This is a genomic window from Cupriavidus sp. YR651, assembly GCF_900101625.1.
Classification (GTDB): Bacteria; Pseudomonadota; Gammaproteobacteria; order Burkholderiales; family Burkholderiaceae; genus Cupriavidus.
Map to the genome: position 1 here is coordinate 44711 of NZ_FMYZ01000011.1, position 26957 is coordinate 71667.

27 protein-coding genes are annotated in these 26957 nt (G+C 62.4%); 16 read left to right on the forward strand and 11 right to left on the reverse strand.

Annotated features, from left to right (window positions below):
* Positions 1 to 111: 111 nt before the first annotated feature.
* The 8 genes from BLR29_RS24435 to BLR29_RS24470 all read left to right on the forward strand — a co-directional run bounded on the left by BLR29_RS24435 (position 112) and on the right by BLR29_RS24470 (position 9740).
* Positions 112 to 1503 carry an aminotransferase-like domain-containing protein gene (locus BLR29_RS24435; RefSeq protein ID WP_092140701.1) on the forward strand — a complete coding sequence of 464 codons (1392 nt, stop codon included), beginning with the start codon at positions 112 to 114 and terminating at the stop codon, positions 1501 to 1503.
* A 772-nt stretch (positions 1504 to 2275) separates the two neighbouring features.
* Positions 2276 to 2551, forward strand: coding sequence for a ribbon-helix-helix protein, CopG family (locus tag BLR29_RS24440; protein ID WP_092140463.1), 276 nt, complete (start codon positions 2276 to 2278; stop codon positions 2549 to 2551).
* 3 nt (positions 2552 to 2554) lie between these two features.
* Complete coding sequence (gene hyfB, locus BLR29_RS24445) at positions 2555 to 4576, forward strand: hydrogenase 4 subunit B (protein WP_092140465.1); 2022 nt, start codon at positions 2555 to 2557, stop codon at positions 4574 to 4576.
* A gap of 10 nt (positions 4577 to 4586) precedes the next feature.
* Positions 4587 to 5534, forward strand: a complete 948-nt coding sequence (locus tag BLR29_RS24450) for a respiratory chain complex I subunit 1 family protein (protein ID WP_092140467.1) — start codon at positions 4587 to 4589, stop codon at positions 5532 to 5534.
* Between the two features lie 11 nt (positions 5535 to 5545).
* Positions 5546 to 6205, forward strand: coding sequence for a formate hydrogenlyase (locus BLR29_RS24455; protein ID WP_092140469.1), 660 nt, complete (start codon positions 5546 to 5548; stop codon positions 6203 to 6205).
* A gap of 1 nt (position 6206) precedes the next feature.
* Positions 6207 to 7661 (forward strand): hydrogenase 4 subunit F, encoded by a 1455-nt coding sequence (locus tag BLR29_RS24460; protein ID WP_092140471.1) that lies wholly within the window; start codon positions 6207 to 6209, stop codon positions 7659 to 7661.
* 4 nt (positions 7662 to 7665) lie between these two features.
* Positions 7666 to 9216, forward strand: coding sequence for a hydrogenase large subunit (locus BLR29_RS24465; RefSeq protein ID WP_092140473.1), 1551 nt, complete (start codon positions 7666 to 7668; stop codon positions 9214 to 9216).
* Positions 9216 to 9740: an NADH-quinone oxidoreductase subunit B family protein gene (locus BLR29_RS24470; RefSeq protein WP_092140475.1), complete on the forward strand. Its 525-nt coding sequence runs from the start codon at positions 9216 to 9218 to the stop codon at positions 9738 to 9740. The genes BLR29_RS24465 and BLR29_RS24470 overlap by 1 nt, the downstream gene beginning before the upstream one ends.
* Before the next feature lie 282 nt (positions 9741 to 10022).
* Here the strand turns inward: BLR29_RS24470 and BLR29_RS24475 are convergent, their stop codons facing one another.
* Entirely contained in the window at positions 10023 to 10226 is a 204-nt protein-coding gene (locus BLR29_RS24475; protein WP_092140477.1) for a CopG family transcriptional regulator, read from the reverse strand.
* Positions 10227 to 10384: 158 nt separating this feature from the next.
* On the opposite strand from BLR29_RS24475, the gene BLR29_RS24480 reads away from it, so the two are divergent.
* The 6 genes from BLR29_RS24480 (at position 10385) to BLR29_RS24500 (ending at position 15325) form a co-directional block, all read left to right on the forward strand.
* The gene (locus tag BLR29_RS24480; RefSeq protein ID WP_255371418.1) at positions 10385 to 10687 is read left to right on the forward strand and encodes an HPr family phosphocarrier protein; all 303 of its coding nucleotides are present in this window, start codon (positions 10385 to 10387) and stop codon (positions 10685 to 10687) included.
* Between the two features lie 11 nt (positions 10688 to 10698).
* Positions 10699 to 11526, forward strand: a complete 828-nt coding sequence (locus BLR29_RS24485) for a fused MFS/spermidine synthase (protein ID WP_092140705.1) — start codon at positions 10699 to 10701, stop codon at positions 11524 to 11526.
* A 42-nt stretch (positions 11527 to 11568) separates the two neighbouring features.
* Positions 11569 to 12720 (forward strand): DUF1275 domain-containing transporter, encoded by a 1152-nt coding sequence (locus BLR29_RS24490; RefSeq protein WP_092140479.1) that lies wholly within the window; start codon positions 11569 to 11571, stop codon positions 12718 to 12720.
* Positions 12717 to 14723, forward strand: a complete 2007-nt coding sequence (rpoD, locus tag BLR29_RS24495; RefSeq protein ID WP_255371419.1) for an RNA polymerase sigma factor RpoD — start codon at positions 12717 to 12719, stop codon at positions 14721 to 14723. Before BLR29_RS24490 ends, rpoD begins: the two co-directional genes overlap by 4 nt.
* Positions 14720 to 14887, forward strand: a complete 168-nt coding sequence (locus BLR29_RS32565) for a hypothetical protein (protein WP_176861053.1) — start codon at positions 14720 to 14722, stop codon at positions 14885 to 14887. The genes rpoD and BLR29_RS32565 overlap by 4 nt, the downstream gene beginning before the upstream one ends.
* A gap of 90 nt (positions 14888 to 14977) precedes the next feature.
* Positions 14978 to 15325, forward strand: coding sequence for a YkgJ family cysteine cluster protein (locus tag BLR29_RS24500; RefSeq protein WP_092140483.1), 348 nt, complete (start codon positions 14978 to 14980; stop codon positions 15323 to 15325).
* A 253-nt stretch (positions 15326 to 15578) separates the two neighbouring features.
* Here the strand turns inward: BLR29_RS24500 and BLR29_RS32960 are convergent, their stop codons facing one another.
* The 9 genes from BLR29_RS32960 to BLR29_RS24545 all read right to left on the reverse strand — a co-directional run bounded on the left by BLR29_RS32960 (position 15579) and on the right by BLR29_RS24545 (position 22629).
* Positions 15579 to 15704, reverse strand: coding sequence for a hypothetical protein (locus BLR29_RS32960; RefSeq protein WP_255371420.1), 126 nt, complete (start codon positions 15702 to 15704; stop codon positions 15579 to 15581).
* 267 nt (positions 15705 to 15971) lie between these two features.
* On the reverse strand, positions 15972 to 16460 hold the full coding sequence (locus BLR29_RS24510; protein ID WP_092140485.1) for a 2,4'-dihydroxyacetophenone dioxygenase family protein: 489 nt from the start codon (positions 16458 to 16460) through the stop codon (positions 15972 to 15974).
* Positions 16461 to 16471: 11 nt separating this feature from the next.
* Positions 16472 to 17239, reverse strand: coding sequence for an SDR family NAD(P)-dependent oxidoreductase (locus BLR29_RS24515; protein ID WP_092140487.1), 768 nt, complete (start codon positions 17237 to 17239; stop codon positions 16472 to 16474).
* Positions 17232 to 18158: a sugar kinase gene (locus BLR29_RS24520; RefSeq protein ID WP_092140489.1), complete on the reverse strand. Its 927-nt coding sequence runs from the start codon at positions 18156 to 18158 to the stop codon at positions 17232 to 17234. Before BLR29_RS24520 ends, BLR29_RS24515 begins: the two co-directional genes overlap by 8 nt.
* Before the next feature lie 13 nt (positions 18159 to 18171).
* Positions 18172 to 18819, reverse strand: a complete 648-nt coding sequence (locus BLR29_RS24525; protein WP_092140491.1) for an RraA family protein — start codon at positions 18817 to 18819, stop codon at positions 18172 to 18174.
* A 33-nt stretch (positions 18820 to 18852) separates the two neighbouring features.
* Positions 18853 to 19818, reverse strand: a complete 966-nt coding sequence (locus BLR29_RS24530; protein ID WP_092140493.1) for a C-terminal binding protein — start codon at positions 19816 to 19818, stop codon at positions 18853 to 18855.
* A gap of 20 nt (positions 19819 to 19838) precedes the next feature.
* On the reverse strand, positions 19839 to 20822 hold the full coding sequence (locus BLR29_RS24535; RefSeq protein ID WP_176861054.1) for a TRAP transporter substrate-binding protein: 984 nt from the start codon (positions 20820 to 20822) through the stop codon (positions 19839 to 19841).
* A 33-nt stretch (positions 20823 to 20855) separates the two neighbouring features.
* On the reverse strand, positions 20856 to 22133 hold the full coding sequence (locus tag BLR29_RS24540; RefSeq protein ID WP_092140497.1) for a TRAP transporter large permease subunit: 1278 nt from the start codon (positions 22131 to 22133) through the stop codon (positions 20856 to 20858).
* Positions 22134 to 22140: 7 nt separating this feature from the next.
* Positions 22141 to 22629 (reverse strand): TRAP transporter small permease, encoded by a 489-nt coding sequence (locus tag BLR29_RS24545; RefSeq protein WP_092140499.1) that lies wholly within the window; start codon positions 22627 to 22629, stop codon positions 22141 to 22143.
* A gap of 138 nt (positions 22630 to 22767) precedes the next feature.
* On the opposite strand from BLR29_RS24545, the gene BLR29_RS24550 reads away from it, so the two are divergent.
* On the forward strand, positions 22768 to 23421 hold the full coding sequence (locus BLR29_RS24550; protein ID WP_092140501.1) for a GntR family transcriptional regulator: 654 nt from the start codon (positions 22768 to 22770) through the stop codon (positions 23419 to 23421).
* A 439-nt stretch (positions 23422 to 23860) separates the two neighbouring features.
* Here BLR29_RS24550 and BLR29_RS24555 read toward each other — a convergent pair whose 3' ends face one another.
* Complete coding sequence (locus BLR29_RS24555; protein ID WP_092140503.1) at positions 23861 to 24562, reverse strand: Crp/Fnr family transcriptional regulator; 702 nt, start codon at positions 24560 to 24562, stop codon at positions 23861 to 23863.
* A gap of 234 nt (positions 24563 to 24796) precedes the next feature.
* Here BLR29_RS24555 and BLR29_RS24560 point away from each other — a divergent pair, with 234 nt between their 5' ends.
* Positions 24797 to 26434, forward strand: a complete 1638-nt coding sequence (locus BLR29_RS24560; protein ID WP_092140505.1) for an acyl-CoA synthetase — start codon at positions 24797 to 24799, stop codon at positions 26432 to 26434.
* Positions 26435 to 26957: the final 523 nt, after the last annotated feature.

The following is a 26957-nucleotide window of genomic DNA, read 5'->3' on the forward strand; positions in this document are numbered from 1 at the left end:
AAACTCGCCCCAATCCGGCTCATTCTCCCGCCCACCCGATGCGATCAATCTGGCATGGGAAATGCGTTCAAGATGAAGCATCTGTTGCACTCAATTTGCATGGAGGAACCCATGTCTGGCCTTACCGCCCACTGGGCCAAGCGCGTCGCTGAAAGCGCCAAGCCCGCCTACCTGACCATTCCTGACCTCATAGAAGAGGCACTGGCAAATGGCCTGCTGCGGGCACGCGACCGATTGCCAGGCCTCCGGGACATGGCTGAAGCTTTAAAGCTGAACTATTCGACCGTGGCCCGCGCGTACGGTGAAGCTCGCAAGCGCGGCCTCATCGACGCCAAAGCCGGCGCTGGTACCTATGTGCGCGGACGCCCGCCATCCCTGCCATTGCGCGCCGGAACCAGCGCCGAGATGACGATGAACATGCCCCCCGAACCCCCGGGGCTTGGGGCACGTCTGCGCGAATCGGCGGCCGCGCTAGTTGGCGCTGCGGATCCATACATGCTGCTGCGCTACCAGGACTTTGGAGGTACCCCGGCTGACCGGGCGGCTGCCAACACCTGGCTGCGCAGACTGGTCCCGGCATCTTCCCCGGATCGCCTCCTCATATGCCCTGGAATCCATAGCGCCCTGGTCGCACTTCTTTCGCAGGTGGCTCGCAGTGGACAAACCTTGTGTGTGGAAGACTTGGCTTACCCCGGCATCAAGGCAATTGCGGCGCAACTCGGGCTTCACGTTCAACCTCTTCCTTGCGACGAAGAGGGGATGATCGGCGCTGCCTTCGAGAGCTTCTGCAAGGCGCAAAAGCCGGCTGCACTCTACTGCAATCCGACAATCCAGAATCCGAGCACGCGCACCATGTCACAGGCACGCCGGGAGATTCTTGCGGACGTGGCATTGCGCTACAGTGTTCCGATCATCGAGGACGATGCATACGGTATGCTGCCCCGGCAGAGGCCGGAGTCCTTCTCAAGCTTGGCGCCGGAACTCACCTACTACTTGACCGGCTTGTCGAAATGCTTCGGGGCTGGATTGCGGATTGCGTTTGTACTCGCGCCTACCGCACGTCAAGCGCAGCGCCTGGCCGGTACGCTACGCGCGACCACCGTGATGGCTAGCCCATTCAACACGCTGCTCGCCTGCGCATGGCTAAAGAACGGTGTCGTCGACGATATGCTGGCTGCCGTGCGAGAAGAATGCACTGCACGCCAGGCAATCGCTGCGCGCGTACTGGCCGGCCACGACTACTTCAGCGATCCGGACGGCTTTCATCTCTGGCTACCGCTCACCGAGGCATGTGACTGGCGCCCCTCCGAACTAGCGCTTCACCTACGTTCTCGGGGAATTGGAGCCGTATCCAGTGCTGCTTTTTCCACGGATGGAAATCCGCCAAATGCCATTCGCCTCTGCCTCGGCGGTCCCTACGATCGCGAGGAAATTGACGAGTCCCTGCAGATCGTCGCTGACACCTTGGACGATCCTTATCATTTGCATTCAGCCATGCTGTAATAACAACGGACCATACCGGACCTCAATGTATTGACAATCCGTTTCGCAAACGGCTCTGGTGCCTCATATTTATTCGGGTGGGCAAGGTTCCCCCAAGAAGGGCTCGTGCAACGCTGTACTCAAATGTCCGAGTGACTCCGTCCCAGCCGACGTCTGCGTTTGGGGGACGCTGGTTAAGGGTCAGCGCACGACGTGCCATCGGCCTTACCTTGCTGTCGAACGCGGTAGTGGCCTGGAATACGCAGTACATGCAGCACGCGCTCGATGGGGCCATCGGTGGGGAGGCCATACGCGCCGCAGTTCGGCGCCGGATTGCCTCGACTCATCTGGAAGGCACTAACTTGCGCGCACCTTCGAGTTTCCGATCGCGCGTTACGCCCATCGGCTGTGGCCGGATGCCATAACGTCTCCGGATCGACCACCCCGGCCGCCTAGTGGCAATCAAAGCCAGGAGCCGGGCCCAGCCAACTGCGCTTGCCGGCCGCCCAGCTTTACCGACACGGCAAGTGCCGGCGGTTCAATCATCCCGAGCCAGCACTCAATCAAGCCGACGGGTCCATCCGCCCGCGGCCCGGCGTGGCGTCGGCCGGATGCGCCCCAGCTTGAAACGTGCCATGAAATTTGAGCGCCCCCTGCGCATCAACTAGCGAGTATCGGTCGGAACCGCCGGCCATCGGTGGTCAAGGAATGTAGCGTCTTGCCCTTTGGATTCGCATGATCATCATCTATGATGTGATTCATGTGATCATCATATTGCCATCTTGGGGCTCCCATGGAGCAAAAGACCGCCCGGCTTACGCTGCTCATCGACCCCAACAAGAAGGCTGCCTTCGAGCGCCTTTGCGCGCAGCAGGATCTGACGGCCTCGCAGGTGATACGGCGTCTTATCCGCGACTACCTCGCCCAGCATGGCGTTCAATATGTTCCCAGCGGCGTGGACACGGACAATGCGGAAGCCATTGGCGACGAGACGCTACCGGCGGAGGCGCCGTCGCGGCGCGACTCAACACCTCCCGCTAAGCGGCGTGCAGTCCGGCGCGGAGCCTGATCCGTGAGCAGCGTGCCCCCTCTCACGCAATGGCTCCATCTCGACTGGATGCTTGTTGTGGTTGGGGTCTGGCTGCTTGTCGGCGTGGCAGGCGTTCTGGCGCTGCATCGGTTTGCCCTGATATCCCGCGTGCTGTTCCCGATCGGCGGATTGCTAGGGCTGGCGCTGTTCGGTCTGGCGCTCCACGCCGTGTTCGGTACGCCTGAGATTGCTGTGCTGCCTATTGGCCTGCCAGCGCTGCCATTCCACGTCCGGCTCGACAGCCTGTCCGCCTACTTCCTGATGGTAATGGGGGGCGCGGCGGCCGGCATTTCGACGTTTGCGGCTGGTTACTTCCGCAAAGGGGAAGGCACGCCGCCGGGCCTGCTTTGCCTTGAGTACCATCTGTTCCTCGCCAGCATGGCCGGGGTGATCCTGGCGGACGACGCGTACTCTTTCATGGTGATGTGGGAAACCATGGCGCTGTCGTCGTTCTTCCTGGTGACCGCCAACCACCGCATCGCCGAAGTGCGCGGCGCCGGCTATCTTTACATCACGATGGCGCACATCGGGGCAATCGCGGTCCTGCTGTGCTTTGGCGTCCTGCAGGCCAACACTGGCGACTATACGTTTGCCGACATGCGGGCCCTGGTGCTGACGCCGTTCTGGGCCTCCGTCGGGTTTCTGCTTGCCCTGTTCGGATTCGGCGCAAAGGCTGGCATCCTGCCGTTGCACGTCTGGTTGCCGGAGGCGCATCCTGCGGCGCCATCGCCGGTATCCGCAATGATGAGCGGCGTCATGCTCAACACTGCGATCTACGGCCTGCTACGCGTGTCCTTTGACTTGTTGCAGATTCGTCTGTGGTGGTGGGGCGGATTGCTGCTGGCCATTGGCCTGGCCACCGCGCTGTTCGGCGTGGTCTTCGCTGCGGTACAGACCGACATGAAGCGGCTTCTGGCCTATTCGTCGATCGAGAACATGGGCCTGCTCCTTGTTGGCATGGGCCTGGCCCTGCTGTTTTCGGCCTACGGCATGAAGCAAATAGCTGCCCTGGCCCTGACGGCCGCGCTCTACCATCTTGCCAGCCACGCCTTCTTCAAGAGCCTGCTCTTTCTGGGTACCGGGAGCGTGCTGCATGCGACAGCTGAGAGAAGCCTAGGTAAGCTGGGCGGATTGATTCGCTATATGCCATGGGTAGGCTGGCTTACGCTGCTTGGCGTGCTTGCCGGCGCGGGGCTGCCCCCGCTTGGCGGTTTCGTTTCGGAGTGGCTACTGCTGCAAAGCTTCCTGTTCACGCCTGGCCTCCCGGAGCCGATACTGACCATGCTGATCCCAGTGGTCGCGGCACTGATCGCGCTGGTGGCAGCCCTGGCCGGCTACACCATGGTCAAGTTCTTCGGCGTGATCTTCCTCGGCCAGCCGCGTGAGCCCAAACTGGCCTATGCGCAAGACGCCGGTAGCTGGGAGCGCGCGGGCATGCTGTGGCTGGCGCTGGGCTGCCTCGCGCTTGGCCTGCTGCCGACCCAATTCGTCCAACTGATCGATCCGGTGACGCAGCAACTGGTAGCGAGCGGACTCGGCGCCCGGACTGCGGCCAGCGGCTGGCTGCTGGCGCCGAACGGCCTGGCTCAGGCCAGCTATGGGCCGGTTATTTTCCTGTTGGGCATTCTGGCCAGTTTTGCACTTGCCTACCTGCTGGTGCGTCGCTTCTACCATGGTCGGCTTCGCCGCAGCCCACCCTGGGCTTGCGGCTTCCCATGGGGCACCGCGCGCATGCAGGACACTGCCGAGGGCTTCGGTCAGCCGATCCGCCAGATCTTCGAGCCGTTTTTTTTGATGCACCGTGACCTGCCGACGCCATTCGATGAACAGCCGCGCTACCGGGTCACTGTTATGGACCATTTCTGGCACTGGCTCTATGTCCCCGTGATCAATCTGACATCGTATCTGGCCCGGCTGGTTGGTCTGATGCAGCAGGGACGGATCTCAGCGTACCTGCTGTACAGCTTCCTGACCCTGGCCGCTACGCTGCTGGCCGTGATGTGATGAGGATTGCATGAACCTGACCGGAACCCTGTCACAGCTACTCGAGATCATGATCTCGATCACGCTGGCACCGCTGCTGACCGGTTGGGTCAATCAGTGGCGTTCCTGGTTGCAGAATAAATCCGCGCCCAGCCTCTGGCAACCGTATCGGGTGCTGCATAAGCTGTTCAACAAGGAATCGGTGGTCGCCGACAATGCGTCGCCACTTTTCCGCGCCACGCCCTATGTGGTGTTCGGCTGCATGGCGCTCGCTTGCTCGATTATTCCTACTGTTTCCACCGACCTGCCACTGGCACCGGCCGCCGACGCGATCGCCTTGGTCGGCCTGTTCGCGCTGGCGCGGGTCTTCATCTCGCTGGCGGCGATGGATGTTGGCACCGCCTTTGGAACTCTGGGCGCGCGGCGCGAGATGCTGATCGGCTTCCTGGCGGAGCCGGCGCTGCTGATGGTGCTGTTCTCCGCCTCGCTGGTTTCCAAGTCGACCTCGCTCACCACCATTGTCGAGACGATTGCTCATCGCGACCTGGCCATCTACCCGGGACTGGCATTTGCAGGCGTTGCGTTCACCATGGTATCGCTGGCGGAGAACGCCCGCGTGCCAATCGACAATCCTGCCACCCACCTCGAGCTGACAATGATCCACGAGGCGCTGATCCTGGAATACTCGGGCCGGCATTTGGCACTCCTTGAGTGGGCGGCAAGCCTGAAGCTGTTTGCCTATTCCTGCATCGGCCTGGCGCTGTTCTTTCCGTGGGGAATCGCTGAAGCGCAAGCCCCTCTTGCCATGCTGTTGGCACTGCCCGCGCTGCTGCTCAAGCTCATTGTGGGTGGAATCCTGCTCGCGGTGCTGGAGACGGCGAGCGCCAAGATGCGCATCTTCCGCGTGCCGGAGTTCCTGGCCACAGCCTTTCTGCTGGCGGTGATTGGCATGCTGGTCCACCTGCTGCTGGCGCACTGAGGAACAGAACAATGACTGCGCTCCTCACCCAGTTCGTCAACCTGCTCGGCGCGGTGCTGCTGATCCTCGCCTTCGCCATGATCTCGCAGCGACGGATACCGTCGCTGATCAACTTGTTTGCGCTCCAGGGCGCAACCCTGACATTGGCCACCGCCGTCGTTGGCTACGTGACGGGTCAACCGCACCTTTACGTGTCAGCCGGACTGACCCTGATACTCAAGGTGTTGCTCATCCCCTATCTGCTGCACCGCGCTATCGATCGTCTCCAGATCCGCCGGGACGTCGAGACGCTGATCAACATTCCCACCACCATGCTGATCGGCATCCTGGTGGTGATCTTCGCCTTCAATCTCACCATGCCGATCTCGCGGCTGTCGTTGAAGCTGGCCAGTGGCACGCTGGGCATTGCGCTGGCTTGTGTGCTGTTGTCCTTCCTGATGATGATCACGCGCTCCAAGGCGGTGCCGCAGGTCATCGGCTTCCTGGCGATGGAGAACGGCCTCTTCTTTGCGGCCACCGCCGCGACATACGGCATGCCGATGGTGGTCGAGCTGGGCATCGCGCTGGATGTGCTAATTGGCGTGCTGATCCTGGGCGTGTTCATGTTCCAAATCCGTGAGCAGTTCGACAGCCTGGACATCCGCCACCTTGAGAAGCTGAAGGAGGATTGAGTTGATTGCGCTGGCCCTGCTGCTTGCAATTCCACTCGCTGGCGGGCTGGTGCTGGCGCTGACGGGACATCGCGAACGCGCACGGGACATCAATGTCGCCTTCAGCCTGGGCACATTCGTCGCCGCCTGCGTGCTTACGGCGCAGATCGTCGCCAATGGTCCCATGCTGGCATGGGACAGCGAGTTCTACATCGATCCGCTGAACGTCTTTCTCGTTGCGCTGACTGCGTTCGTGGGCCTGACGACCGCAATCTTCTCGCGGCCATACATGCGCGTGGAGCACGATCACGGCAAGATGACCCCGCCGCGGCTGCGCCTGTACCACAGCATGTATCAGCTATTCACCTTCACAATGCTGCTGGCGCTGACGACCAACAATCTGGGCATCGTTTGGGTCGCGATGGAGGCCGCCACACTAACCACCGTGCTTCTGGTCAGCGTCTACCGCACCGCCGCCAGCCTCGAGGCGGCATGGAAGTACTTCATCCTGTGTGGGGTGGGGATTGCCCAGGCGCTGTTTGGCACGGTACTGCTCTACATGGCGGCCGAGAAGGTCATCGGTCCGGAGGGTGGCGCGTTACTGTGGACTAATCTGGACGCGGTCAAGCGCCAGCTAGATCCCAACATCATCACGCTGGCGTTCGCCTTCCTGTTTATCGGCTATGGCACCAAGGTCGGCCTGGTCCCGCTGCACAACTGGCTGCCTGACGCCCACGCTGAGGGTCCGACTCCGGTGTCTGCCGTGCTCTCCGGCCTGCTGCTCAATGTGGCGCTCTATGCCGTGCTGCGCTGCAAGGTGCTGACCGATGGGGCACTCGGCAACCATCTTACTGGCCGCCTGATGATGGGGTTCGGCCTGGTATCGGTGGTGGCGGCGGTCTTCTTCCTGATCCGGCAGCGCGACATCAAGCGCATGTTTGCGTATTCATCCATCGAGCACATGGGCATGATGACCTTCGCCTTTGGCATGGGCGGACCGATCGCGAGCTATGCGGGCCTGCTGCACATGACGGTGCATTCGCTGGTCAAGTCGGCGATCTTCTTCGCCGTCGGCCACGCCGCACAGAAGGCGGGCACGCAAGTCATGGACGACATCCGCGGACTGATCCGTGTCAGCCCCACGGTGGGCTGGGGCCTGATGCTGGGGGCGCTCGCCATCCTGGGCATGCCGCCTTTCGGGGTCTTCGCCAGCGAGTTCCTGATCGTCACGACCGCCATGCGCGAGCAGCCGTGGGCCACCCCCTTCCTGCTGATGGCACTCGGGTTGGCGTTCGCCGCGGTGTTCAGCCGCGTGCAACCGATGGTCTTCGGCGACACCACGCTCAAGCCGCTGGCGCATCCGCCAGCGCTGGTTCCGGTGTTCACGCACCTCGCTTTGGGACTGATGCTGGGCCTCTATATTCCGCCCTATCTCAACACCTGGTACCGCCAGGCTGCCGCAATGCTTGGGAGCTGAACCGATGACACCATCAGATTTCAGCCTTGATCTGAAGCCGCTGCCTGCGCCGCTGCCGGTCTGGCATGGCCAGGTCGGGCAAGACGGCTGGTCCGCTACGGCCCGAGCGGTAGCAGACGCTGGCGGGCGCCTCGTTGCGCTGTGGGGCATCGACCGAAGTGCCATCGGCGGGACGTTGGCGGCATGCGTAACGTACGCCACGCTGCAGGGACTGGTATGGCTCGAACTACGGCTTGATGGCGTCGCGCTTGCTGTACCGGATCTGACCAGCTTATTCCCATGTGCAGGCCGAATGCAGCGAGCCATGACCGACCTGGTGGGTGTCGCCGTGCAGGGCAGCCGCGATACCCGGCCCTGGCTGGACCACGGCCTGTGGCCGCCCGGGGCGCGGCCGCTGCAAAGCGGAGCGCAGGCGGGTGTGGCCACGGCCGGCAAACTGCCCGCCAACTATCCTTTCGTACGGGTGGAGGGCGACGGGGTGCATGAGATCGCGGTCGGCCCGGTGCATGCCGGCATCATCGAGCCCGGCCACTTCCGCTTTTCCGTGGTCGGCGAAAAGGTACTGCGGCTGGAAGAACACCTGGGCTACACGCACAAGGGCATCGAGCGGCGTTTTACCGAACTGCCGCCGCTCGAGGGCTATCGGCTGGCCGGCCGGGTCTCGGGCGACTCCACCGTGGCCTATGCCTGGGCGTATTGCATGGCGCTGGAGTCTGCCTGGGGCTGTGCGCTCCCGCTGCGGGCAAACTGGCTGCGTGCCCTGATGCTCGAGCGTGAGCGCGTGGCCAATCACCTGGGTGACCTGGGAGCTCTGGGCAACGACGCGGGACTGGCCTTTGGCCTGGCGCAATTCTCGCGCCTGCGCGAAGACTGGCAGCGGCTGTCAGGAGAGGCTTTCGGCCACCGGCTGATGATGGACGCCGTGGTACCGGGCGGCGTTGCGCGGGACTTGACCCCAGCGATGCGTGATCGCCTGCGGCAGCAGTGCGACAGCATCGAGCGGGAAGTCCGCGTGCTGCGCGCCGTGTACGACGAACATGCGGGCCTGCAGGACCGTTTTCTTGGGGCGGGTTGCGTCACGCCACAGCTTGCCGCCCAGCTTGGGCTTACCGGGCTGGCCGGGCGCGCCAGCGGCCGCGCCGCAGACCTGCGCTGCGACCATGCGTGGCTGCCCTACGATAGCCTCGCAGTGAAAATGGCGATGCAGCGCGGCGGCGATGTCGCCGCCCGCGTGGCGGTGCGATTCGATGAGGTGCTGGAGTCGCTGCGACTGATCCGTGCCATTTGTGCAGGCTTGCCGGACGGCCCTATTCGAAGCATGCCGCAAGCGCGAGCCGGCGCCGCCATCGGGGCGGGATGGGTGGAGGGCTGGCGTGGCGAAGTCCTCGTCGCGCTTGAACTGGTCGATGACGGCAGACTCCTTCGCTGCCATTGCCACGACCCATCGTGGCAGAACTGGCCGGTGCTCGAGCATGCCATCATCGGCAACATCGTGCCGGACTTTCCGCTGATCAATAAATCCTTCAACCTCAGCTATTCGGGGCACGATCTCTGATGTGGCAAATCCTTAAGCAGATCGCGCGCACCGGTATCGTCACTGAGCCCGCGCCACTCAGCGCGGCGGGCGAGACCACCACTATTCAACGCATCCATCAGGAACTGCTCGACATTCTCGGCCAGGCGCTGACGATCCGGCAGGTCGACGCAGGCTCGTGCAATGGCTGCGAGCTGGAGATCCACGCACTCGGCAATCCCTACTACAACATCGAGGGCCTCGGCATCAAGTTCGTCGCCAGCCCGCGCCATGCCGACATGCTGCTGGTGACCGGACCCGTCGCGCGTCATATGGAAGAGGCCCTGCGGCGCACCTACGCGGCAACCCCGGAGCCCAAACTGGTGGTGGCAGTAGGCGACTGCGGCTCTACCGGCGGAATTTTTGGGGAGAGCTATGCTAGTTGCGGTCGCGTCGCCAACGTCATTCCGGTCGACGTAACGGTGCCGGGCTGCCCACCGCCACCCATAGAAATCCTGCGTGGGATTTTGAGCGTCGTGCGGCAGACCAATTCCCACCGGCGCTAGCGATGTAGCGCGCGGGGTAGCGCTGTTTGCGATGCCCTTCAAGTTGCCAAGTTGGGCTCAGCATCCAACCTCGGACACTGCATAGCGCCTGACGCGAGGCCTCCTCTCACTGCCACAGCGGCACGGTCGACTACAGGCCTTTCGGACTGGGTGCTATCAATATGGCATGACGGCCAAACGCCCGTCGCTCACTGGCGTGCCCCTGCCACACTTGGATGCCATGCAGACCAGACAACGCGTGTGGACATCTATACCTGGGCACCGGCTGGTCCTTTCCTACTATCACTCACGATCGTTCGCCGCCAACCTGGGCGCGCCGACTTTCGACCTGGTGGTGTAGTCCACTTCGTACTGCTGCAAATAGTCGCGAATCAACTGCCGAACAACCTGAGATGGCGTCTGGTCTTGGGCGGCACACAGATCCTCAAAGGCCTTCTTCTTCACCGGGTCAATCAATACGGTCAGACGAGCAGTCTTGGATTCCATACGTTCTAAAGTGTCATTGTATTATAATGGCATTATCATTACATACAACGGCGAGACTCGCTACGTCTCATCGACAATCCACCGCGGTGACTCCACCAGCTTGGGCATGACGAGCGGCTTCCGAGAGGCACAACACGTGGCACCTGTACAGATGAGTCTTGAGGTTCACCATTCTTGATGAGGGCGAGGTGGTAGAAGTGACGTTAGAGGCGACTGCCAAAGATGGATTTCAAGGGCGGAATTCGGCGCGGTTGGCTTTCACGGCCAATCAGTTTGAGTGCGAGATCCGACTCACCAGCGGCCCCTGGATCGCAAACGCCAAGAATGTGATGGAGGTCATGCGCCTGTGTGCGCGGGTGGGGGCACATATATGCATCCAGGCAGACGGCGTGGACGAGGCCGCCGCTGTCGTCACCATTGCGGCATTGTTAAAGGGGGACAAGCTCCCCAAGTCGCTCTGATGGACCGACAGATGCAAGCCGACCGCTCCTCGTTCGAGGCTTATCTGAAATTTCTTGCCGAGTCGACCAACGACGGCATGCCTCAGGTGTTGGAAACCCAAAACGCGTTGTCGCTGCATTTCGACGCGCTCGCCACCCAAAGCCTCATGTCGCGCAAGGATCCCGACAAGCTCGTACTGGGTTACACCCGTACGATGATGGGGTTCCTGCTATTCCACCCGACGCCCGCCAGGATCTCGATGATTGGCCTGGGTGGAGGCTCACTTGCCAAATACTGCTACCGGCATCTGCCCAACGCCAAGATCGTGGCAATTGAAATCAATCCGGCAGTCATCGCCCTGCGCGAGCAGTTCCAGATCCCGGAGGATGAACGACTCGAGATTGTCTGCGCGGATGGCGCTGAGTATGTAGCGAAGCAGAATGCGCGACCGGACGTCATCCTGGTGGACGGATTCCTGGCCGACGGCATGCCGGTACAGTTGGGTACTGCGGACTTCTATGCCGACTGTCATGCACGCCTGGCCGATACCGGTGTGCTGGTTGCGAATTTTCTCGAAAGCGATCCGGATATTCCGCTCTATCTGGAGGAAGTCAGCGCCGTGTTCGGCCAGTCGATGTCGATTTCCGTTTCCGAAGACAGTTGCAACTACACGCTGTTTGCCTGGAAAGGGGCGTACAAGCTGCCCGCTCTGGAAGCGCTGATAGCGCGTGCGCGCATCCTGGAAACGGCGCACTCGCTGAAACTGACTGCGGCCGCCCGCCGCCTGAAGCGTGGTGAGCAGCTTGCGTCGGACCGTGCCTCCTGGCCCAAGCCCGCAAGATCGAAGATCCGGTATTGACACCGCCCCCCCCCGCCCCCAGGCCTCCTCACCAACGCGACCATGCCAATCCTGTACTTGCGTAAGCTGACTGGGAAGGAGCGCAATCCCGGAATCAATCAGCAACTCGCCCGCTACCTGGCCTTTGTTGCAGGGGCGACCAACGCGGGTGGCTTCCTGGCTGTGCAGCAGTACACCTCGCACATGTCGGGGATCGTGTCCGCCATGGCCGACAACCTGGCGTTTGGCAGTTTCTGGCTGATGCTGGACGGCCTTGGCGCCCTGCTGTCGTTTCTGGCAGGCGCTGCCTGCTCAGCGGTGCTGATCAACTGGGCTCGGCGCGAGCGGCTGCATAGCGAATACGCCTTGCCGCTCATGTTGGAAGCCGCGCTGTTGGTGTGTTTTGGCCTGCTGGGAAGCAATCTCGAGCACCACGAATGGTTGTTCGTGCCAGCAACCGTCATGGTGCTCTGTTTCATCATGGGCTTACAAAATGCCATCGTCACCAAGCTGTCGAATGCCGAGATCCGCACCACGCATGTGACCGGCATGGTCACCGACATCGGCATCGAACTAGGCAAGCTGTTCTATTGGAACCTGTCCAGGGCTGAGTCGAGCAAGCCACTGGTGCTCGCCAATCGGCACAAACTACGGGTACTCACTACGCTCGTCGCATTGTTCTTTGCCGGTGGCGTTATTGGCGCCTTGGGGTTCAAGCACGTCGGGTTCAGCGCCACGCTCGTGCTCGCAACCCTGCTGCTCGCCCTCGCTGCCGTCCCGGTGCTGGACGATGTGCGTCAGCACTTGTGGCGCCGGGACCTTCTGCCTCATCTAATCGCACGTTCTCGGCGTTGGGCTCGCGCAGTCAAGGAAGATGTGTACGCGGTGTGGCTGGCCGCGCAAGATCCCCGCACGCCATGGTATGCGAAAGCACTGGCCTTGCTGGTCGCCGCTTATGCCTTGTCGCCCATTGATCTGATTCCCGATTTCATTCCGGTGCTCGGCTATCTGGATGACGTGGTGGTGGTGCCTCTCGGCTTGTTGCTGGCAATACGGTGGATTCCGGTTGAGGTGATGAGCGAGCATCGCGCGGCAGCTGCGGCGGCCGCCAACCGCCCCGTCAGCCACGTTGCGGCGCTGGTGATCGTGACGCTCTGGGCCGTTGCCTCGGTGTTGGCATCGGTCTGGCTCGTACGGCATCTGGCCGGGCGGTGAGACACCTGAAACGACGGCCGGATCAAGCGCAGCTATCGGCCATTCCCACTGCCAAGTCACGGTTGAACTGCCCTCGAGGCAGAAATGATGGGCTTTGCGAATCCCCAGGCGGAAGCAAGGCGCAGAACCGCGCGGCAAGCGCGCATGAGATGAGTGAGAACCTACGTACGAACCTGCTTGCACTAATTGCGCTTGGCAAAGAGCGCGGCTTTCTCACGCGTGGCGAGGTGAGCGATCAGCTTCCGGATTGCGAGGACACGTCCGGCATTCTCGACCGGATGCTGGCAATGTTGGCCGATCTCGGCATCGAGGTCGTCGACCGGGCGCCAGCGGAAGTTGCAACATGGCTGAATCAGGATGCGGCACCCTCCGCGAATGATGAGGACGCCGCAGAGGAAGCCGCTGCGGCCATCACCCAAAGCGACGGTCGATTGACTCGCACGACCGATCCCACGCAGATGTACCTGCGAGAGATCGGCGCGATTCCCCTCCTGACGCGCGAGGAGGAGGTGGCCATTGCCCGGCGAATTGAAGATGCGTTGGCAGAAGTGATGGCGGCGATGGCGGCGTGCCCCGCAGTGGTTTCCGAACTCTTGGCGATGGCCGACCGGGTTGCATGCGACAAGATGGCATTTGATGACCTGGTCGACCATATTGTTGAGCCGCATGCCGAGGCAGGTAGTAGCCGGCTACCCGAGGCGCAGGCGCAAACCGATACTGATCCCGAGGATGACGAAACAGGGCTCGAGGATCCCGTGTCGACCACGTCTTCTGAGCGCGCACCGGTGCGGTGGAGGGGCATTGCCGTTGAAAAATTCGCCGCGATCCGGTGCCAGGCTGGTGAGCTTGCAAGTGTCGCTCGCTGCCCGGAGCCCGAACCGACCCTGTATTTCAGGGTGCTGGCCGCCATCCAATCCGAACTTGCGGCATTTCGCTTTAGCCCGCCTGCCATCGCAGCGCTCACGCGGATTCTTGAAGCGTTGATCGAGGAGGTTCATCAAACGGAGCGCCGCGTCGCTAAGATATTGATCGACCAGTGCGGCATCACGCGCGAAGTATTTCTAGAGCAATTCAGAGATCAGGCCCAAAATCTTGACTGGATGAACGCACTCGTGGCTGAGAACCCCGCCATCCGCGCTCAGCTGATCAGATGGACGCCAGAGGTGCGAGCGCTTCAGCAACATTTGCGTGCGATGGAAGTCCGGGCCGCGATGCCACTTGGCGCTCTGCGGGAAACCGCTAAGCGGGTCGCGAGCGCGAGGACGAAGGCCCAGCAAGCCAGGACTGAGATGATCGGGGCCAACCTCCGCCTGGTGGTCTCCATCGCCAAGAAATATCAGAATCGTGGTCTGCCGTTGCCGGATCTCATCCAAGAGGGAAATATCGGATTGATGCGCGCGGTGGACAAATTCGATTACCGACGTGGCTACAAGTTTTCAACGTACGCCACGTGGTGGATTCGGCAGGCGGTCATACGTGCCATCGCCGATAAGGCCCCCACCATCCGCATCCCAATGCATCTTGTCGAGACGATTGGCAAGATTAACCGGCATACGCGCGAGATTTTCTGGGAAACCGGCGCCGCGCCAACGCCGCCCATGCTGGCCGCACGCATGGCGATGAACGAGAAGCAGATCAAATCAATCCTGAATGTCGTCAAGCAACCGATCTCGCTGGAGACCCCACTGGGCGAAAGCGGGGACGCCCTACTGGGAGACACCTTGGCTGATGAGGTCACGATATCCCCAGTGGACGCTGCGATACAAGCGACGCTCCAGCAGGAACTGGAAACCGTCCTGGCAAGGCTAAAACCGCGCGAGGAAAAAATCTTGCGCATGCGCTTTGGCGTAGGGCTGCAGACCGACTACACGCTCGATGAAATTGGCGCGCAGTTCGGCCTGACGCGCGAGCGCATCCGCCAACTGGAATCCCAGGCATTGCGAAAGCTGCGCAAGCCTGAGTTGACGGCGCGGCTCGATGCCTTCGTGGAGAGAGAATCATGAGCGAAGAACAGCATCACCGTGCCGTTGATCTGATCCACTTGCTCTACGCCGCACTGGTTGGCTTGGTGACGCCCGGCGGAGGCGAGGTAGCCCGTGAGCTTGCCGAGAGCGCTATGCAAGAGGCCTCTGAGTTCCTCGGGCTACCGCCGGGGAACGGTAGTTGAACAAGAGCCCGGCGCCCAGTTGGGAAGAACGTAGTGCGCAACCTCTGCGGTCTCGGCTCGCCCTTGGCCAACTGTCAGATACCTGTACCAATGAATAGCCAAAAGATCAGATTTCTTCGTTCACGAATTCCCACATTCGAGTGCACCCCTGGATGTCATGACTGTTGTGGGCCCGTGACAACCTCAACGGAAGAGATGTCGAGGCTTCCCGTCAAGAGCGATGCCGAGCACGAAACTGCGTTGGCGAACCTAAGTTGCCCTCATCTTGATACCAAGGGATGCAGCGTGTATGCGGAGCGCCCGTTGATTTGTCGCTTGTTTGGCACGACCCCAAGGCTTGCCTGCCCGAACGGAAATCGTCCGGAAAAAATGATAGATCTCGACATTGAACAAGAGATACAGCGCTTCTTTGTAGAGACACGTCACGTGCTGGTCTGAGCCAAGAGGCCACCGGTGGTAGCAACCGGTGGCCACCACCACCTCGATCTACCTGCAAAACGACAAGGTCAGCATGCAAGGCAAATGAGTCAAGGATTGCAGCCCGGTAACTTGGATCCGACGGGCTCCGGAAGACTCACCCGTCCATGGGCATATTCGGGCCGCGCACCTGCCCGAATTCGGCCGGGCATCAGGCAGGCCGGCGAGCGATCATTTCGGCCACCTCGTCGCACCATGCGATATGGGCCTGTTCTCACAGCACGCCGCGGCACATCGCCAACGGCGGCTCAAGCTGATGCTTGGTCAGCACGGCCTCCCTTTCGAGAGAGAATTCAAGCTGGGCCTGGTGGTCCGCGCGCACCGATTTGACCTGCTGCAACGCCGTCTCGCGCGGCGAGTATATCGAAGCATAAAACGTGCAGTATCTGTTCATCCTTGATGGCGGGAGGCGGCGATCCATTAGCCACCCAAGCCGTCAGCTTCTCGAGTCCGGCGGCCGTGATGCTGTAAATCGAGCACTCCGGCCCGCGCGTTCCCCGGGGATCAAACGTGGCCGATTGCGACGACGATAGGCTCATGATGGCGCGACAAAAAACGGCGGCCGATTATGGCTCGCATATGTCTCCATTATGCGAGCCATGCGACGTCAGCGCAGATACTGATCAACAAAATTCGCACCGAGACCCACAGCCTCATAGTGGCGTCGGCACATTTCGGTCTTGGTGAACACGTCTTCGTAGCCGGTGGTCTGTCCGCTCTCGTCGACGTAGACCATCGCGCCGTGGATGTTGAAGAACGTAATCATCTCCTGCTCGCCAGCCACCTCGTCGACCACTAGCGTGTGGATTTCGCCTGGTGGTTCGTAGACGAAGCTGCCCTCCTTCGCCACCCAATCGTGCTCCAGGTAGCGCCAGGCGCCCTTGATCACGTAGCCAGTCACCCAGGCCGGATGGATGTGACGCGACAGTACGCCCGACTTTCGAACGCGCAGCAGATTGCACCAACTGCCCGTCACGGTATTCAGCAGCAATGGCCGGAACCAGACGTTTGGCGCTTGTGGCACCCACACGCGTTCATCATCGGGAATGGCCTGTTCGGCGATCTCTGGCTGGATGCCAGCCAACTGAACAATCATGTTTGACTCCTTTAGGAAACCAGATAGCCGCCATCGACCGGCAGCACCACGCCGGTAACGAACCGGGCGGCAGGCGACGCCAGGAACAGCGCCGCACCGGCGATGTCATCCGGCTGCCCCCAGCGGCCCATGGGCGTGCGGGCAAGAATGGCGTCGTTGCGAGTGTCATCGGCCTGTAATGCACCGGTGAGACGGGTGGCGATGTAGCCAGGTGCCACCGCGTTGACGCGAATGCCATCCGCGGCATAGGCAATCGCGAGCGATTTCGTCAGTTGCGCCACGCCACCTTTGCTGGCGGCATAGGCAGGGACCAGCGCGCCGCCCAGGAAACTGAGCATCGACGCGGTATTGATGATGGCGCCACCGCTCTGCTTGAGCGCTGCACGCGCGGCAGCGCACATGCGCATGGTGCCCGTCAGGTTGACATCGACCACCTGTATAAACGTGTCGAGTTCGTGCTCCTGCCCACCACGGCGCGTGATGCCCGCGCAGTTGACCAGCACATCGATACGTGGCTGGGCGGCGATAAAGGCTTCGATCGCCGTCCCATCCGCCACATCCAGCCGCTCGTGGGCGAGCCCGGGCATGACCTGCGCCGCGTCCACATCGTCGGAGGTCGCGCCGGTAGCGACGACCGTCGCGCCGTGCCTGGCGAAGGCCGAGGCAATCGCCGCACCGATGCCGGAGGTGCCTCCGGCTACCACCACATGTGCGCCGGCATACAGCCCGGCGTCGAAGGTCCCCCCTTGCGCGCGGTCCACATCTTTCGGATCAGCCATGACGCGCCATCTCCTCCCGGACTTCCGCCTCACCCGGAATGGGTTCGACCGCGCCGTAACCCTGCGTGGAAAGCGCGCTGGCCACCACCGCATAGCGGCCGGCTTGCTCGAAACTGTCTCCCGCGATCAGGCGGGCCAGCAACGCTCCACCAAACGTGTCGCCTGCGCCCGTGGCATCCACAGGCGTACAGGGATGGGCGGCAAGCCGGATACGGTGCCTGCCGTCATCGATCAAGGCGCCTTCCGCCCCTAACTTCAAGGCCACGATCGATGCCCCGAGGCCGAGGCAAAAGTCGACGAGTTCGTCGGGCTTCTTCAGGCCGCTGATGGCGACCACGTCGTCGTAGCTGGGCAGGCAGATGTCGGACAGACGGATCATGTCGCGCATCACGGCACGCGCCCTCGGCAGCGTCCAAAGCTTCAGGCGCAGATTGGTATCGAACGACACCTTCACGCCAGCCTGCTTCGCCATGTCGATGGCTGCGAAGCAGGTGTCGCAGGCGCTCTCCGAAATTGCGGCCGAGATGCCTGACAGATGCAGGATCTTGGCCCGCGCTATCGCCGTCTGCGGCAACTGCGCAGGCATCATTCGGCTGGCCGCCGAGCCGCGACGGAAAAAGCTGAAGTGGTGCCCGGCATCGTCATGGTTAACAAAATACACGGCCGTGAACGCCTGGGTGTCGGTCACCACCGTGCTGTGGTCTACCCCTTCGGCATCCCACAGCGTTCGCAGCATGCGACCATAGACATCGTCACCCAGTGACGAGATATAGCCCGCGCGGGCACCCTGGCGCGCAGCGGCAATGGCAGCGTTCGACGTATCGCCGCCGAAGCCCTGCAAGTACGAACGCCCGTTGCCGTCGCCGGTCTGGTTGAACTCCACCATGGCTTCGCCAAGAGCAAGGATGTCTACCGTCATCGCAGCGCCTGCTTCAGATCCGACCGTACTTGGCCAGCCCGGTGCGCAGCGAGCGCTCCTGGATGATCAGGCGCGCTTGTTCCAGCTCGCGTTCGTCGATCTCGCGCGACATTGCCAGGATCTCGGCCGCCTGCTCATGCGGCACCACCACCACGCCATCGATGTCGGCCACGATGATGTCGCCGGGATGCACCACCACACCGCCCACTTCCACGGGCACCTGCGATGCCACGGTCTTGTAGCGTCCCAGCGTGGTGCCGGGACTGACGTCACGTGCATAGACCGGGAAGTTGTAGTCACGACGGATCTCGGCCAGGTCACGCACGCCGCCATCGAGAATCGCGCCGGCATGTTCGTTGGCAACCGCGCCGGCCGTCATCAGGCCACCCCAGACGGCCACGTCGGGCTCGCCGCCGGCGATGGAGATCACGATCACGCTACCGCGCGGCGCTTCGTCGATCAGGTCCAGCGCGTGTTGCGGCGGCACGAATTCGTCGGTGGCGGCTTCCAGCACGGTGGCCGCCGGGCCGACCACACGATGGTCGTTGATGCGCGGCTTGATGCTGGCGTCCATGTAGCCGCGCTTGCCGGTAATCTTATCCACCGCGTCGGCTACCGATGCGACGGCCACGGTCTTGAAACCTTCGATGATGTCTTGCATGAATGCTCCCGGAGAGATTGGGGGTATATCGATTTACTGCCAGGCGTTGAGCCAGTGCTTTGGCGGGCCACCCGCCAGCACGCGCACCGCCTCCTCGGCGGCTTTGCGCTGGAGGTCGCGCATGGCTTCCTCGCTGTACCAGCCGATGTGGTCGCTGACCACCACGTTGTCGAGCGTGAAGGCGGGGTGACTGGCGCTGGGCGGCTCCGGCTCGAAGACATCGAGGCCCGCGCCGAGGATTTGTCGCGCTGCGAGCGCGGCGTGCAGCGCGTCCAGGTCCACCAGGCCACCGCGCGAGGTATTGACGAGGATCGCCGTCGGCTTCATCAGCGCCAGGCGACGTGCATCGATCATGTGTCGCGTGGCGGGCCCAAGCGGTGCATGCAGCGAGATCACATCCGCCTCCGCGCAGATCTGATCGATGCCTGCTGCCTCCACGCCATCGGGCAGCGCCGCATGCGGGTCGTGCACCAGCACGCGGGAGAACCCGAAGCCGGCCAGCTTGTCATGGAACGATCGCGCTATGCGGCCGTAACCGACCAGGCCCACCGTCCGGCCACTCAGGCGGTACATGGCGCGGGTGGCTGCCGCGCTCCAGCGCCCGGCACGCACCTCGCGGTCGCGGTTCACCACTTGCCGCGCCACGGCCAGCAGCAGCGCCATCGCATGCGTGCTGACTTCATCGATGCCATAGTCGGGTACGTTCGCCACCGCGATACGCCGCGCACTGGCCGCACCAATGTCGATGTTGTCGGTACCGATGCCATAACGGATCACAGCACGGCAGCGATCCATCGCCTCGATCACCGGGAGCGACACTGGCGTTTCGCGTACCAGCACGATATCCGCGCCGCGCACGGCGTCGGCGGCCAGCTGCGCATCGCCACCACACGGGCGCAGTTCGAAGCGTGCGCCGACCGTCTTCAGGAGGTCCGTCTCCTGGTCATAGGAGGCATAGCCGTCGTCCAGCGCGACGACCAGCCGGTTCTGCTCTGTCATGGGAAATCGATGGAGTTGGATCAGCCCTTGATTCCGGGCACTTGCTGCACGAGATCGCCACCGATCTCGCGTGCGAACTTGTTGACCACGGGCTTGACGGCCGTACGCAGGCGCTGAAGTTCGGCCGGGGACAGCTCGTTGACCTGCATGCCATGCGCCTTGAGTTGCTCCAGCAGCTTCACTGCCTGATCGCGCTGCAATTGACGCTCATACTTGCCGGCTTCCACGGCCGCGTCCTTGACTGCCTTGCGGTCGGCGTCGGACAGCTTGCCCCACCACTTCTTGCTGGCAATGACGATAAACGGCGAATAGACGTGCCCGGTCAGAGACAGGTACTTCTGCACCTCGTAGAACTTGGACGTGTCGATCAAGCCGACCGGGTTTTCCTGCGCATCCACGGCCTTGGACTCCAGCGCGCCGTACAACTCGGTGTAGGGCATCGGTACCGGATTGGCACCCAGCGTCTTGAATGTTTCTATGAACACCGGATTCTGGATCACCCGCACCTTCAGGCCGGCCATGTCTTCCAGGCGTTTGACCGGATGCTTCGAGTTGGTCAAGCTGCGAAAGCCGTTTTCCCAGTAGGCTAGGCCAACCAGTCCAATGCCATCGAGCTTTGCCAGCAACTGCTGGCCGACCGGACCATCCATCAGCGCATCAGCCTCCTTGTAGTCGGACACGATGTAGGGCAGATCGAAGATTGCGAATTCCTTGACCGCGCCGACCAGGTTGGATGTCGGTCCAACCATGAATTCGAGCGTGCCACCCTGCACCGAAGACTGCATGGCGGGATCGGAGCCGAGTTTGCCACTGCCATAAGTGTTGACCTTGATGCGGCCGGCGGTCTTATCCTTGACCAGTTCCGCGAAGCGCTTGGCTGCCAGGCCCTGCGGATGGTCGTCGGCCGAGCCGTAGCCAAACTTGGCGGGCGATTGGGCCATGATTGGTGCGGTCATGCCGATCGCCGCGGCGAACAGCGCAAGCTTCAGGATGGTTCTTCTCATCGGATATCTCCTCATTGTTTTGGAAGGGCTGGTTCAATGTATCCAGCGCAACGGCCCGAGCATCAGTTGCGGGAACACGCACATCAGCAGCAGGACCACGGTTTCGGCATACAGGAACGGCAGTACGCCCCGAATGACGTCGTCCATCCTGACCTTGCCAACTGAGCACACCACGTTGAGCACGTTGCCGACGGGCGGCGTCAGCAGGCCGATGGCGTTGTTCATGATGAACAGCACCCCGAAGTAGACCGGGTCGATACCAGCCTGCTTGACCAGCGGCATCAGCACGGGCGTCAGGATCAGGATCGTCGGCGTGAAGTCGAGCGCGGTTCCCACGACGAGCACGATCAGTTGCATCACGATCATCAGCAGGACCGGACGGTTAATGAACGGTTGCAGCAACGCGATCAGTTCGTCGGGAATGTTCGCTACCGTGATCAGCCATGCCGAGATCAGGGCGGCCGCCACCAGGAACATCACCACTGCGGATACACGGGCGGCGTTGATCATCGATTCGTAGAGCTTGGCCAGGGTCAGTTCGCGATAGGCGAACATGCCGACCAGCGCCGCACAGACGGCGGCCACGACACCAGCCTCGGTGGGCGTGAAGACACCGAACTTGACGCCGACGATGATGATCACGGGCAGCAGCATGGCCCAGCCGGCCTCACGAATCGTGCGCAGGCGCACAGCAGCGCTTTCGCGCGGCCGCGGTGCAGGGGCTTCCTTGCGGCACAGCCACCACCACGTGACGATCAGCGAGATGGCCATCAACACGCCTGGCACCAGGCCGGCGATAAACAGCTTGCTAACCGATACACCAGCCACTGCGCCAAACAGCACGAGGCCGATCGACGGCGGAATCACGGGCGCGATGATGCCGCCGGCGGCGAGCAACCCGGCCGAGCGGCCCTGGTTGTAGCCGGCATCGCGCATCATCGGCACCAGCAGCGCCGCCAGCGCGGCCGTGTCGGCAATCGCCGATCCGGACAGACTCGCCAGCAGGAATGCGGCAATCACGGCCACATAGCCAAGGCCGCCTCGCACATGGCCAATCATCGACATCACGGCGTCGACGATGCGGCGCGACAGACCGCCAGCGTTCATAAGCTCGCCGGCCAGCAGGAAGAACGGTACAGCCATCAACGGATAGCTGTCGGCGCCGTCGACCAGGTTCTGGGCGAGCACCTGGGCATCGAACATGTCGATATGCACCATCAGCGCCACGCCGCAGACCATCAGCGCAAAGGCGATCGGCATGCCCAGCGACATCGCGCCGAGTAGCGAAGAAATGAAAATGAATACGGTCATCGCTGCCTCACTCGGTCACGGCCTGCTGGCGGAAGTCATTGACCGGAGCACCGCGCAGCACGCGCCAGATATTCCATAGCGTTGACACACCGATGCAGACACCGGCGAACACGGCGGCGAAATAGATGGCACCCCGCGGCAGGCCTGACACCGGCGCGAAGTTGTTGAGGTTGATCACGGTCTGCTGCCAGCCACCCATCACCATCAGCACACAGCAGCCGACGATCAGCAGCATCGACAGCACCGCGCAAAGGCGTTGCCCGCCCGGAGGTAGCCGATGAATCAGCGTTTCCATGGCGATGTGCCCGCCCTGCACGAACGCCAGGACGGCACCCAGGAATGTGATCCATACGAACAGGAAGCGCGACACTTCCTCCGAAAACGTGATCCCGGACTCGAATGCGTAACGCAGCACCACGTTGCCGAACACCATGATCACCATGCCCGCGAGCCCCAAAGCCAGCAGGGCCTCGCTCAATTGCCTGATCCGTCGCATGCGGTCTCCTCTATCTGAAAGCTGATCTACCCGTCGTCTTTGCGCGACGGTCGTACTTTAGATCTAAGATATCAGATATTACATCCGCGATAACCCCTAGTTGGGGGTAGAATCACACCAACCTCATGAATGCGACCTATGGCTACTCGATCCTTGCGTCTTGAACGCCCTGTACTGCTCACCGACCTTGCGGTGGAGCGCATTCGCGATGCCATCGTGCAGGGCGACTTCAAGTTGGGGGAACTGGTATCGGAGGCCCAGATCGCCGCGCAACTGGGCACGAGCAAGACGCCCGTGCGCGAAGCCCTCGTGCGGCTAAAAATGGAAGGCCTAGTAGACGTGCACCCGCAGCGGGGCACCGAAGTATTCCGCCTGAACCACGACGAAGTCGGCAAGCTTTGCCGCTTCCGCGCCATGCTCGAACTGGCCGCCTTGCGGGAAGCCGCGGCCACGCAGCGGGAAGACTTGCTGGTCGCCATGAAGCGGCTAATCGACGAGCTGGCCGTCGCCGAGGCGGCAGGCGACCTGTCCGCCCTCGCCCGCATCGACATGGACTTCCACTACCAGTTTTTCGTGTACTGCGACAACGAGTACCTGCGCGGCGCCTATGACCTTATTCGTTATCAGCTTTTGGCGCTGAGGCATCGCTCGCCGATCGAGGAGTGCGTGGACACGCACCAGGTGCTGTACGACGCCATCGCAGCAAACGACATCGATGGCGCGTGCAGGCTGCTTGACGAGCACGTCGGCAATACCGAGACGCGGTACTGCGACGCCAACGACGTCCAATAGCGCCTCACCCTTCATAGTGCAAGCGTGGCGCCTCGCATCATTCGCCAAGCCGCGCAAAGTTGGAAGAACTGGCTTGCTTCGAGGGGAAATGGTGTCGGCCGGCGACGAGGGTTGCATCGCCCCCAACCTGATAGCGGCTTACCTTGCCCGGCAGCCAGGCCGCTGACTAGACTCACCATGCATCGCCGCGCTTGCGCGCAGGTGGTGCGTTGCCAGCGCGCAAAGCGAGGCACGCCACGTCCGATCACCTCATCGTCTATTACTCGCGCACGGGTACAACGCGACAGGCTGCCGAAATGCTTGCCAGTGCGGCGATACACGGCACTCCGCAATCGGCGCCTGCAGATTCTCAGCGCCACCGTCTTCGCGCGTGAGCGCGCCGCAGTTGCCAGGGTCTGTACGCTGATGTGAATAGCCGCTGGTTACAGTAAGTCTTCGATTAAAGCTCCGACATCCCGAACCGCCTCAGCCGCTCCAGGTCAGTCACTCGAATGCTCTGGTAGGACAGCGCGACCATCCCCTCCGCCCCCAGCCGCCGCAGCGCCTGATTCACACGCTGCCGCGACAACCCGGTCAACAGGCCGATTTCCTCTTGCGACAACTCCAGCACTTCGCTCGTGCGCGGATACAGCGCCGGATGGAACAGCTGCGCCACTGCCTGCGCTACGCGGGCGTCGGCGCCCAGCAGGCGGTCGTTCTGCACGGTGGCGATGAACTGGCCCATGCGCTCGTTCAGTTGCCTGACCACAAAGCTTGCGAACGGCAGGCTCCCGGCCAGCAGCGTGTTGAAGACAGGCTCGGCCACCAGCAGGACGCGCGACTCCCGGATGGCGATCACGTCATAGCGGCGCGGCTCGCGCTTGATCACGCTGCCTTCGCCGCACCAGCCGCCGGCGGGAACCCCGGAAAAGGTACAACCGCGCCCGTCCGGTGTGTAGACGGCGAGCTTAATGAGGCCAGTGTCCACGCCGATCCAGTAGCGTGACATCTCCCCGCGGCGCGCGATATAGCCCCCGGCGGGAAACGTCTGCAGCAATGTGCCGGCAGCGGCCAGCCGCTGATGTTCGGGCGCGAGTGCGCGGAACCAGTCATGCTGTGCAAGCAACTCGGCGCAAGGCGAATCGGAACCGGGCAGCGTCATGGGGAGAGGCGGAGAGGCGGAGAGGCAAATTTCAATACTTGAGCCATCGCAACTTCTGGCCAGATCGCGGAACGCGGGGAGGCCGTTATCGCCCCTTTGACAGCGCTTTGTCGTCCAGACGACAGAGTTGCCACGTGCCGGAATGATAGCGTCCGCTTAACAAAATCAACAGCGTCCGGCCCGCACCCCCACGGTGCCAGGCCAGGACTCACGGCTTCGCAACAGGAGACAGCAATGCCCACCGACTATGACACAGGCCTGACCCGCAATCCGGCCAACTTCGTGCCGCTTACGCCCATTGATTTCATCGCCCGCGCCGCCGAGGTTTACGGTGGCCGCCTGGCGATCGTCCATGGATCGGTCCGCCAGAACTGGCGCGATACCTACGCACGTGCGCGCCGACTGGCGAGCGCGCTGACCAAGGCCGGTGTCGGCAAGGGCGATACGGTGGCGGCACTGTTACCCAATACGCCGGCTATGGTCGAGGCCCACTTCGGCGTGCCAATGGCCGGAGCGGTGCTCAATGCGATGAACATCCGCCTCGACGCCGCCAATCTTGTGTTCATGCTGCGACACGGCGAGGCCAGAGTACTTCTGGCTGACACCGAGTTTGCCGAGATCGCCCGCCAGATGGCGCGTGAAGTTCGCGGACTGACGGTCATTGCCGTCGAGGATGCACTGGGCCCGCAGGCGGACGCGCCCTTCGGTGAGACCGACTACGAGACCTTTCTCGCCGGCGGCGACCCCGAGTTCGCGTGGCGGATGCCCGACGACGAGTGGGACGCCATCGCGCTGAACTACACCTCGGGCACCACCGGCGACCCCAAGGGCGTGGTCTACCACCATCGTGGCGCGGCGCTCAATGCCATCTCCAATATCCTCGAATGGGACCTGCCCAAGCACCCGGTCTACCTGTGGACCTTGCCGATGTTCCACTGCAACGGCTGGTGCTTTCCGTGGACCATCGCCGCGCGCGCCGGGGTCAACGTCTGCCTGCGCAAGTTCGAGCCAAAGCTCGTGTTCGACCTGATGCGTGCCGAGGGCGTGACACATTACTGCGCCGCCCCCATCGTCCACGCGGCTCTCGCCAACGCGCCGCTGCCGATGCGTGAAGGCCTGCGCGGACCGGTGCGCGGCATGGTGGCCGGCGCACCGCCGCCGGCGGCAGTGCTTGCGCAGATCGAAGAGATGGGGTTCGAGCTGACCCACTCGTACGGACTGACGGAGGTGTACGGCCCGGCGGCAGTCTGCGCCGAGCAGGAAGGCTGGCAAACGCTGTCGCCCGACGAGCGCGCCGTCCGCAAGGCGCGCCAGGGCGTGCGCTACCACCTGCAAGCGCGGGTCGCGGTGCTCGATCCGGCCTCCATGCAGGCAGTGCCAAACGACGGCGAGACCATTGGCGAAATCATGTTCCGCGGCAACATCTGCATGAAGGGCTACCTGAAGAATGACCGCGCCACGCGCGATGCCTTTGCCGGCGGCTGGTTCCATACCGGAGATTTGGGTGTCGCGATGCCGGATGGCTATATCAAGATCAAGGACCGCAGCAAGGACATCGTGATCTCCGGCGGCGAGAACATCTCAAGTGTCGAGGTCGAGGACGCCCTCTACCGACACCCAAGCGTGCTGGCGGCCGCCGTGGTCGCCCAGCCCGACCCGAAGTGGGGCGAGACGCCATGTGCCTTCGTCGAACTGAAGGACGGCGCCACCACCACCGCCGAGGCACTGATCGAGCACTGCCGGGCACTGCTGGCGCACTACAAGGTGCCCAGGGCCGTGCATTTCTGCAAGCTGCCCAAGACCTCGACCGGAAAGATCCAGAAGTTCGAGCTGCGCAAGCGGGTGGGGTCAAACGCGGCCATTGATGTCTGAGCGCGTACGCACGTGGGCCAAGACCGGGGCTAGCGATGGGTTGCGCAGCAAGCCGCTATGCGGGCGTTCCAAGTGGTCTGGTTCCAGGTGTCGTCGCTATCCCGGACGCTGTTCGTCAGCGTCATCCGTCGTACCACGTTCCATTTGTGGAGAACGCCCGGCCGCGCTTCTGCATGCCGTCAAGCGCGCGTTCGGCCTGCCGGAGTGTTGATTTGCCAATGGTCAGTCAGTGAACCCGAGGAGTTGCCTTGAAACGCTCGAACCGTTGGTCGCCAACGGTCGAAAGTTGCGCCACAGAGCTGACAATTCTGCGCCGCAGCTTCTACGATCATTACTTCGGCCGATGACGCATCCGACGCGGCCCCAGTAGGAGGTCCATTTTTTGAGCAGGGCGGCCGAAGCGAGAAGGACGTCTCCGCACTTCTAGACCTAGAATTCCAGTAGAAAATAATTTACATTAACTTTCTACCAGCAAATCAGGCCGGCTGGAAATCACATACGCTGAATCCTGTTAAATTTCAGT

Excerpts from the sequence above, each read along its gene's own strand:
- BLR29_RS24435 (WP_092140701.1), top strand. The coding sequence starts at position 112 with ATGTCTGGCCTTACCGCCCACTGGGCCAAGCGCGTCGCTGAAAGCGCC.
- BLR29_RS24475 (WP_092140477.1), bottom strand. The coding sequence starts at position 10,226 with ATGGAATCCAAGACTGCTCGTCTGACCGTATTGATTGACCCGGTGAAG.
- BLR29_RS24525 (WP_092140491.1), bottom strand. The coding sequence starts at position 18,819 with ATGCAAGACATCATCGAAGGTTTCAAGACCGTGGCCGTCGCATCGGTA.
- BLR29_RS24465 (WP_092140473.1), top strand. The coding sequence starts at position 7,666 with ATGACACCATCAGATTTCAGCCTTGATCTGAAGCCGCTGCCTGCGCCG.
- BLR29_RS24485 (WP_092140705.1), top strand. The coding sequence starts at position 10,699 with ATGCAAGCCGACCGCTCCTCGTTCGAGGCTTATCTGAAATTTCTTGCC.
- BLR29_RS24520 (WP_092140489.1), bottom strand. The coding sequence starts at position 18,158 with ATGACGGTAGACATCCTTGCTCTTGGCGAAGCCATGGTGGAGTTCAAC.
- BLR29_RS24515 (WP_092140487.1), bottom strand. The coding sequence starts at position 17,239 with ATGGCTGATCCGAAAGATGTGGACCGCGCGCAAGGGGGGACCTTCGAC.
- BLR29_RS24490 (WP_092140479.1), top strand. The coding sequence starts at position 11,569 with ATGCCAATCCTGTACTTGCGTAAGCTGACTGGGAAGGAGCGCAATCCC.
- BLR29_RS24535 (WP_176861054.1), bottom strand. The coding sequence starts at position 20,822 with ATGAGAAGAACCATCCTGAAGCTTGCGCTGTTCGCCGCGGCGATCGGC.
- BLR29_RS24560 (WP_092140505.1), top strand. The coding sequence starts at position 24,797 with ATGCCCACCGACTATGACACAGGCCTGACCCGCAATCCGGCCAACTTC.
- BLR29_RS24555 (WP_092140503.1), bottom strand. The coding sequence starts at position 24,562 with ATGACGCTGCCCGGTTCCGATTCGCCTTGCGCCGAGTTGCTTGCACAG.
- BLR29_RS32565 (WP_176861053.1), top strand. The coding sequence starts at position 14,720 with ATGAGCGAAGAACAGCATCACCGTGCCGTTGATCTGATCCACTTGCTC.
- BLR29_RS24450 (WP_092140467.1), top strand. The coding sequence starts at position 4,587 with ATGAACCTGACCGGAACCCTGTCACAGCTACTCGAGATCATGATCTCG.
- BLR29_RS24455 (WP_092140469.1), top strand. The coding sequence starts at position 5,546 with ATGACTGCGCTCCTCACCCAGTTCGTCAACCTGCTCGGCGCGGTGCTG.
- BLR29_RS24530 (WP_092140493.1), bottom strand. The coding sequence starts at position 19,818 with ATGACAGAGCAGAACCGGCTGGTCGTCGCGCTGGACGACGGCTATGCC.
- BLR29_RS24510 (WP_092140485.1), bottom strand. The coding sequence starts at position 16,460 with ATGATTGTTCAGTTGGCTGGCATCCAGCCAGAGATCGCCGAACAGGCC.
- BLR29_RS24550 (WP_092140501.1), top strand. The coding sequence starts at position 22,768 with ATGGCTACTCGATCCTTGCGTCTTGAACGCCCTGTACTGCTCACCGAC.
- BLR29_RS24440 (WP_092140463.1), top strand. The coding sequence starts at position 2,276 with ATGGAGCAAAAGACCGCCCGGCTTACGCTGCTCATCGACCCCAACAAG.
- BLR29_RS24470 (WP_092140475.1), top strand. The coding sequence starts at position 9,216 with ATGTGGCAAATCCTTAAGCAGATCGCGCGCACCGGTATCGTCACTGAG.
- BLR29_RS24545 (WP_092140499.1), bottom strand. The coding sequence starts at position 22,629 with ATGCGACGGATCAGGCAATTGAGCGAGGCCCTGCTGGCTTTGGGGCTC.
- BLR29_RS24540 (WP_092140497.1), bottom strand. The coding sequence starts at position 22,133 with ATGACCGTATTCATTTTCATTTCTTCGCTACTCGGCGCGATGTCGCTG.
- BLR29_RS24500 (WP_092140483.1), top strand. The coding sequence starts at position 14,978 with ATGAATAGCCAAAAGATCAGATTTCTTCGTTCACGAATTCCCACATTC.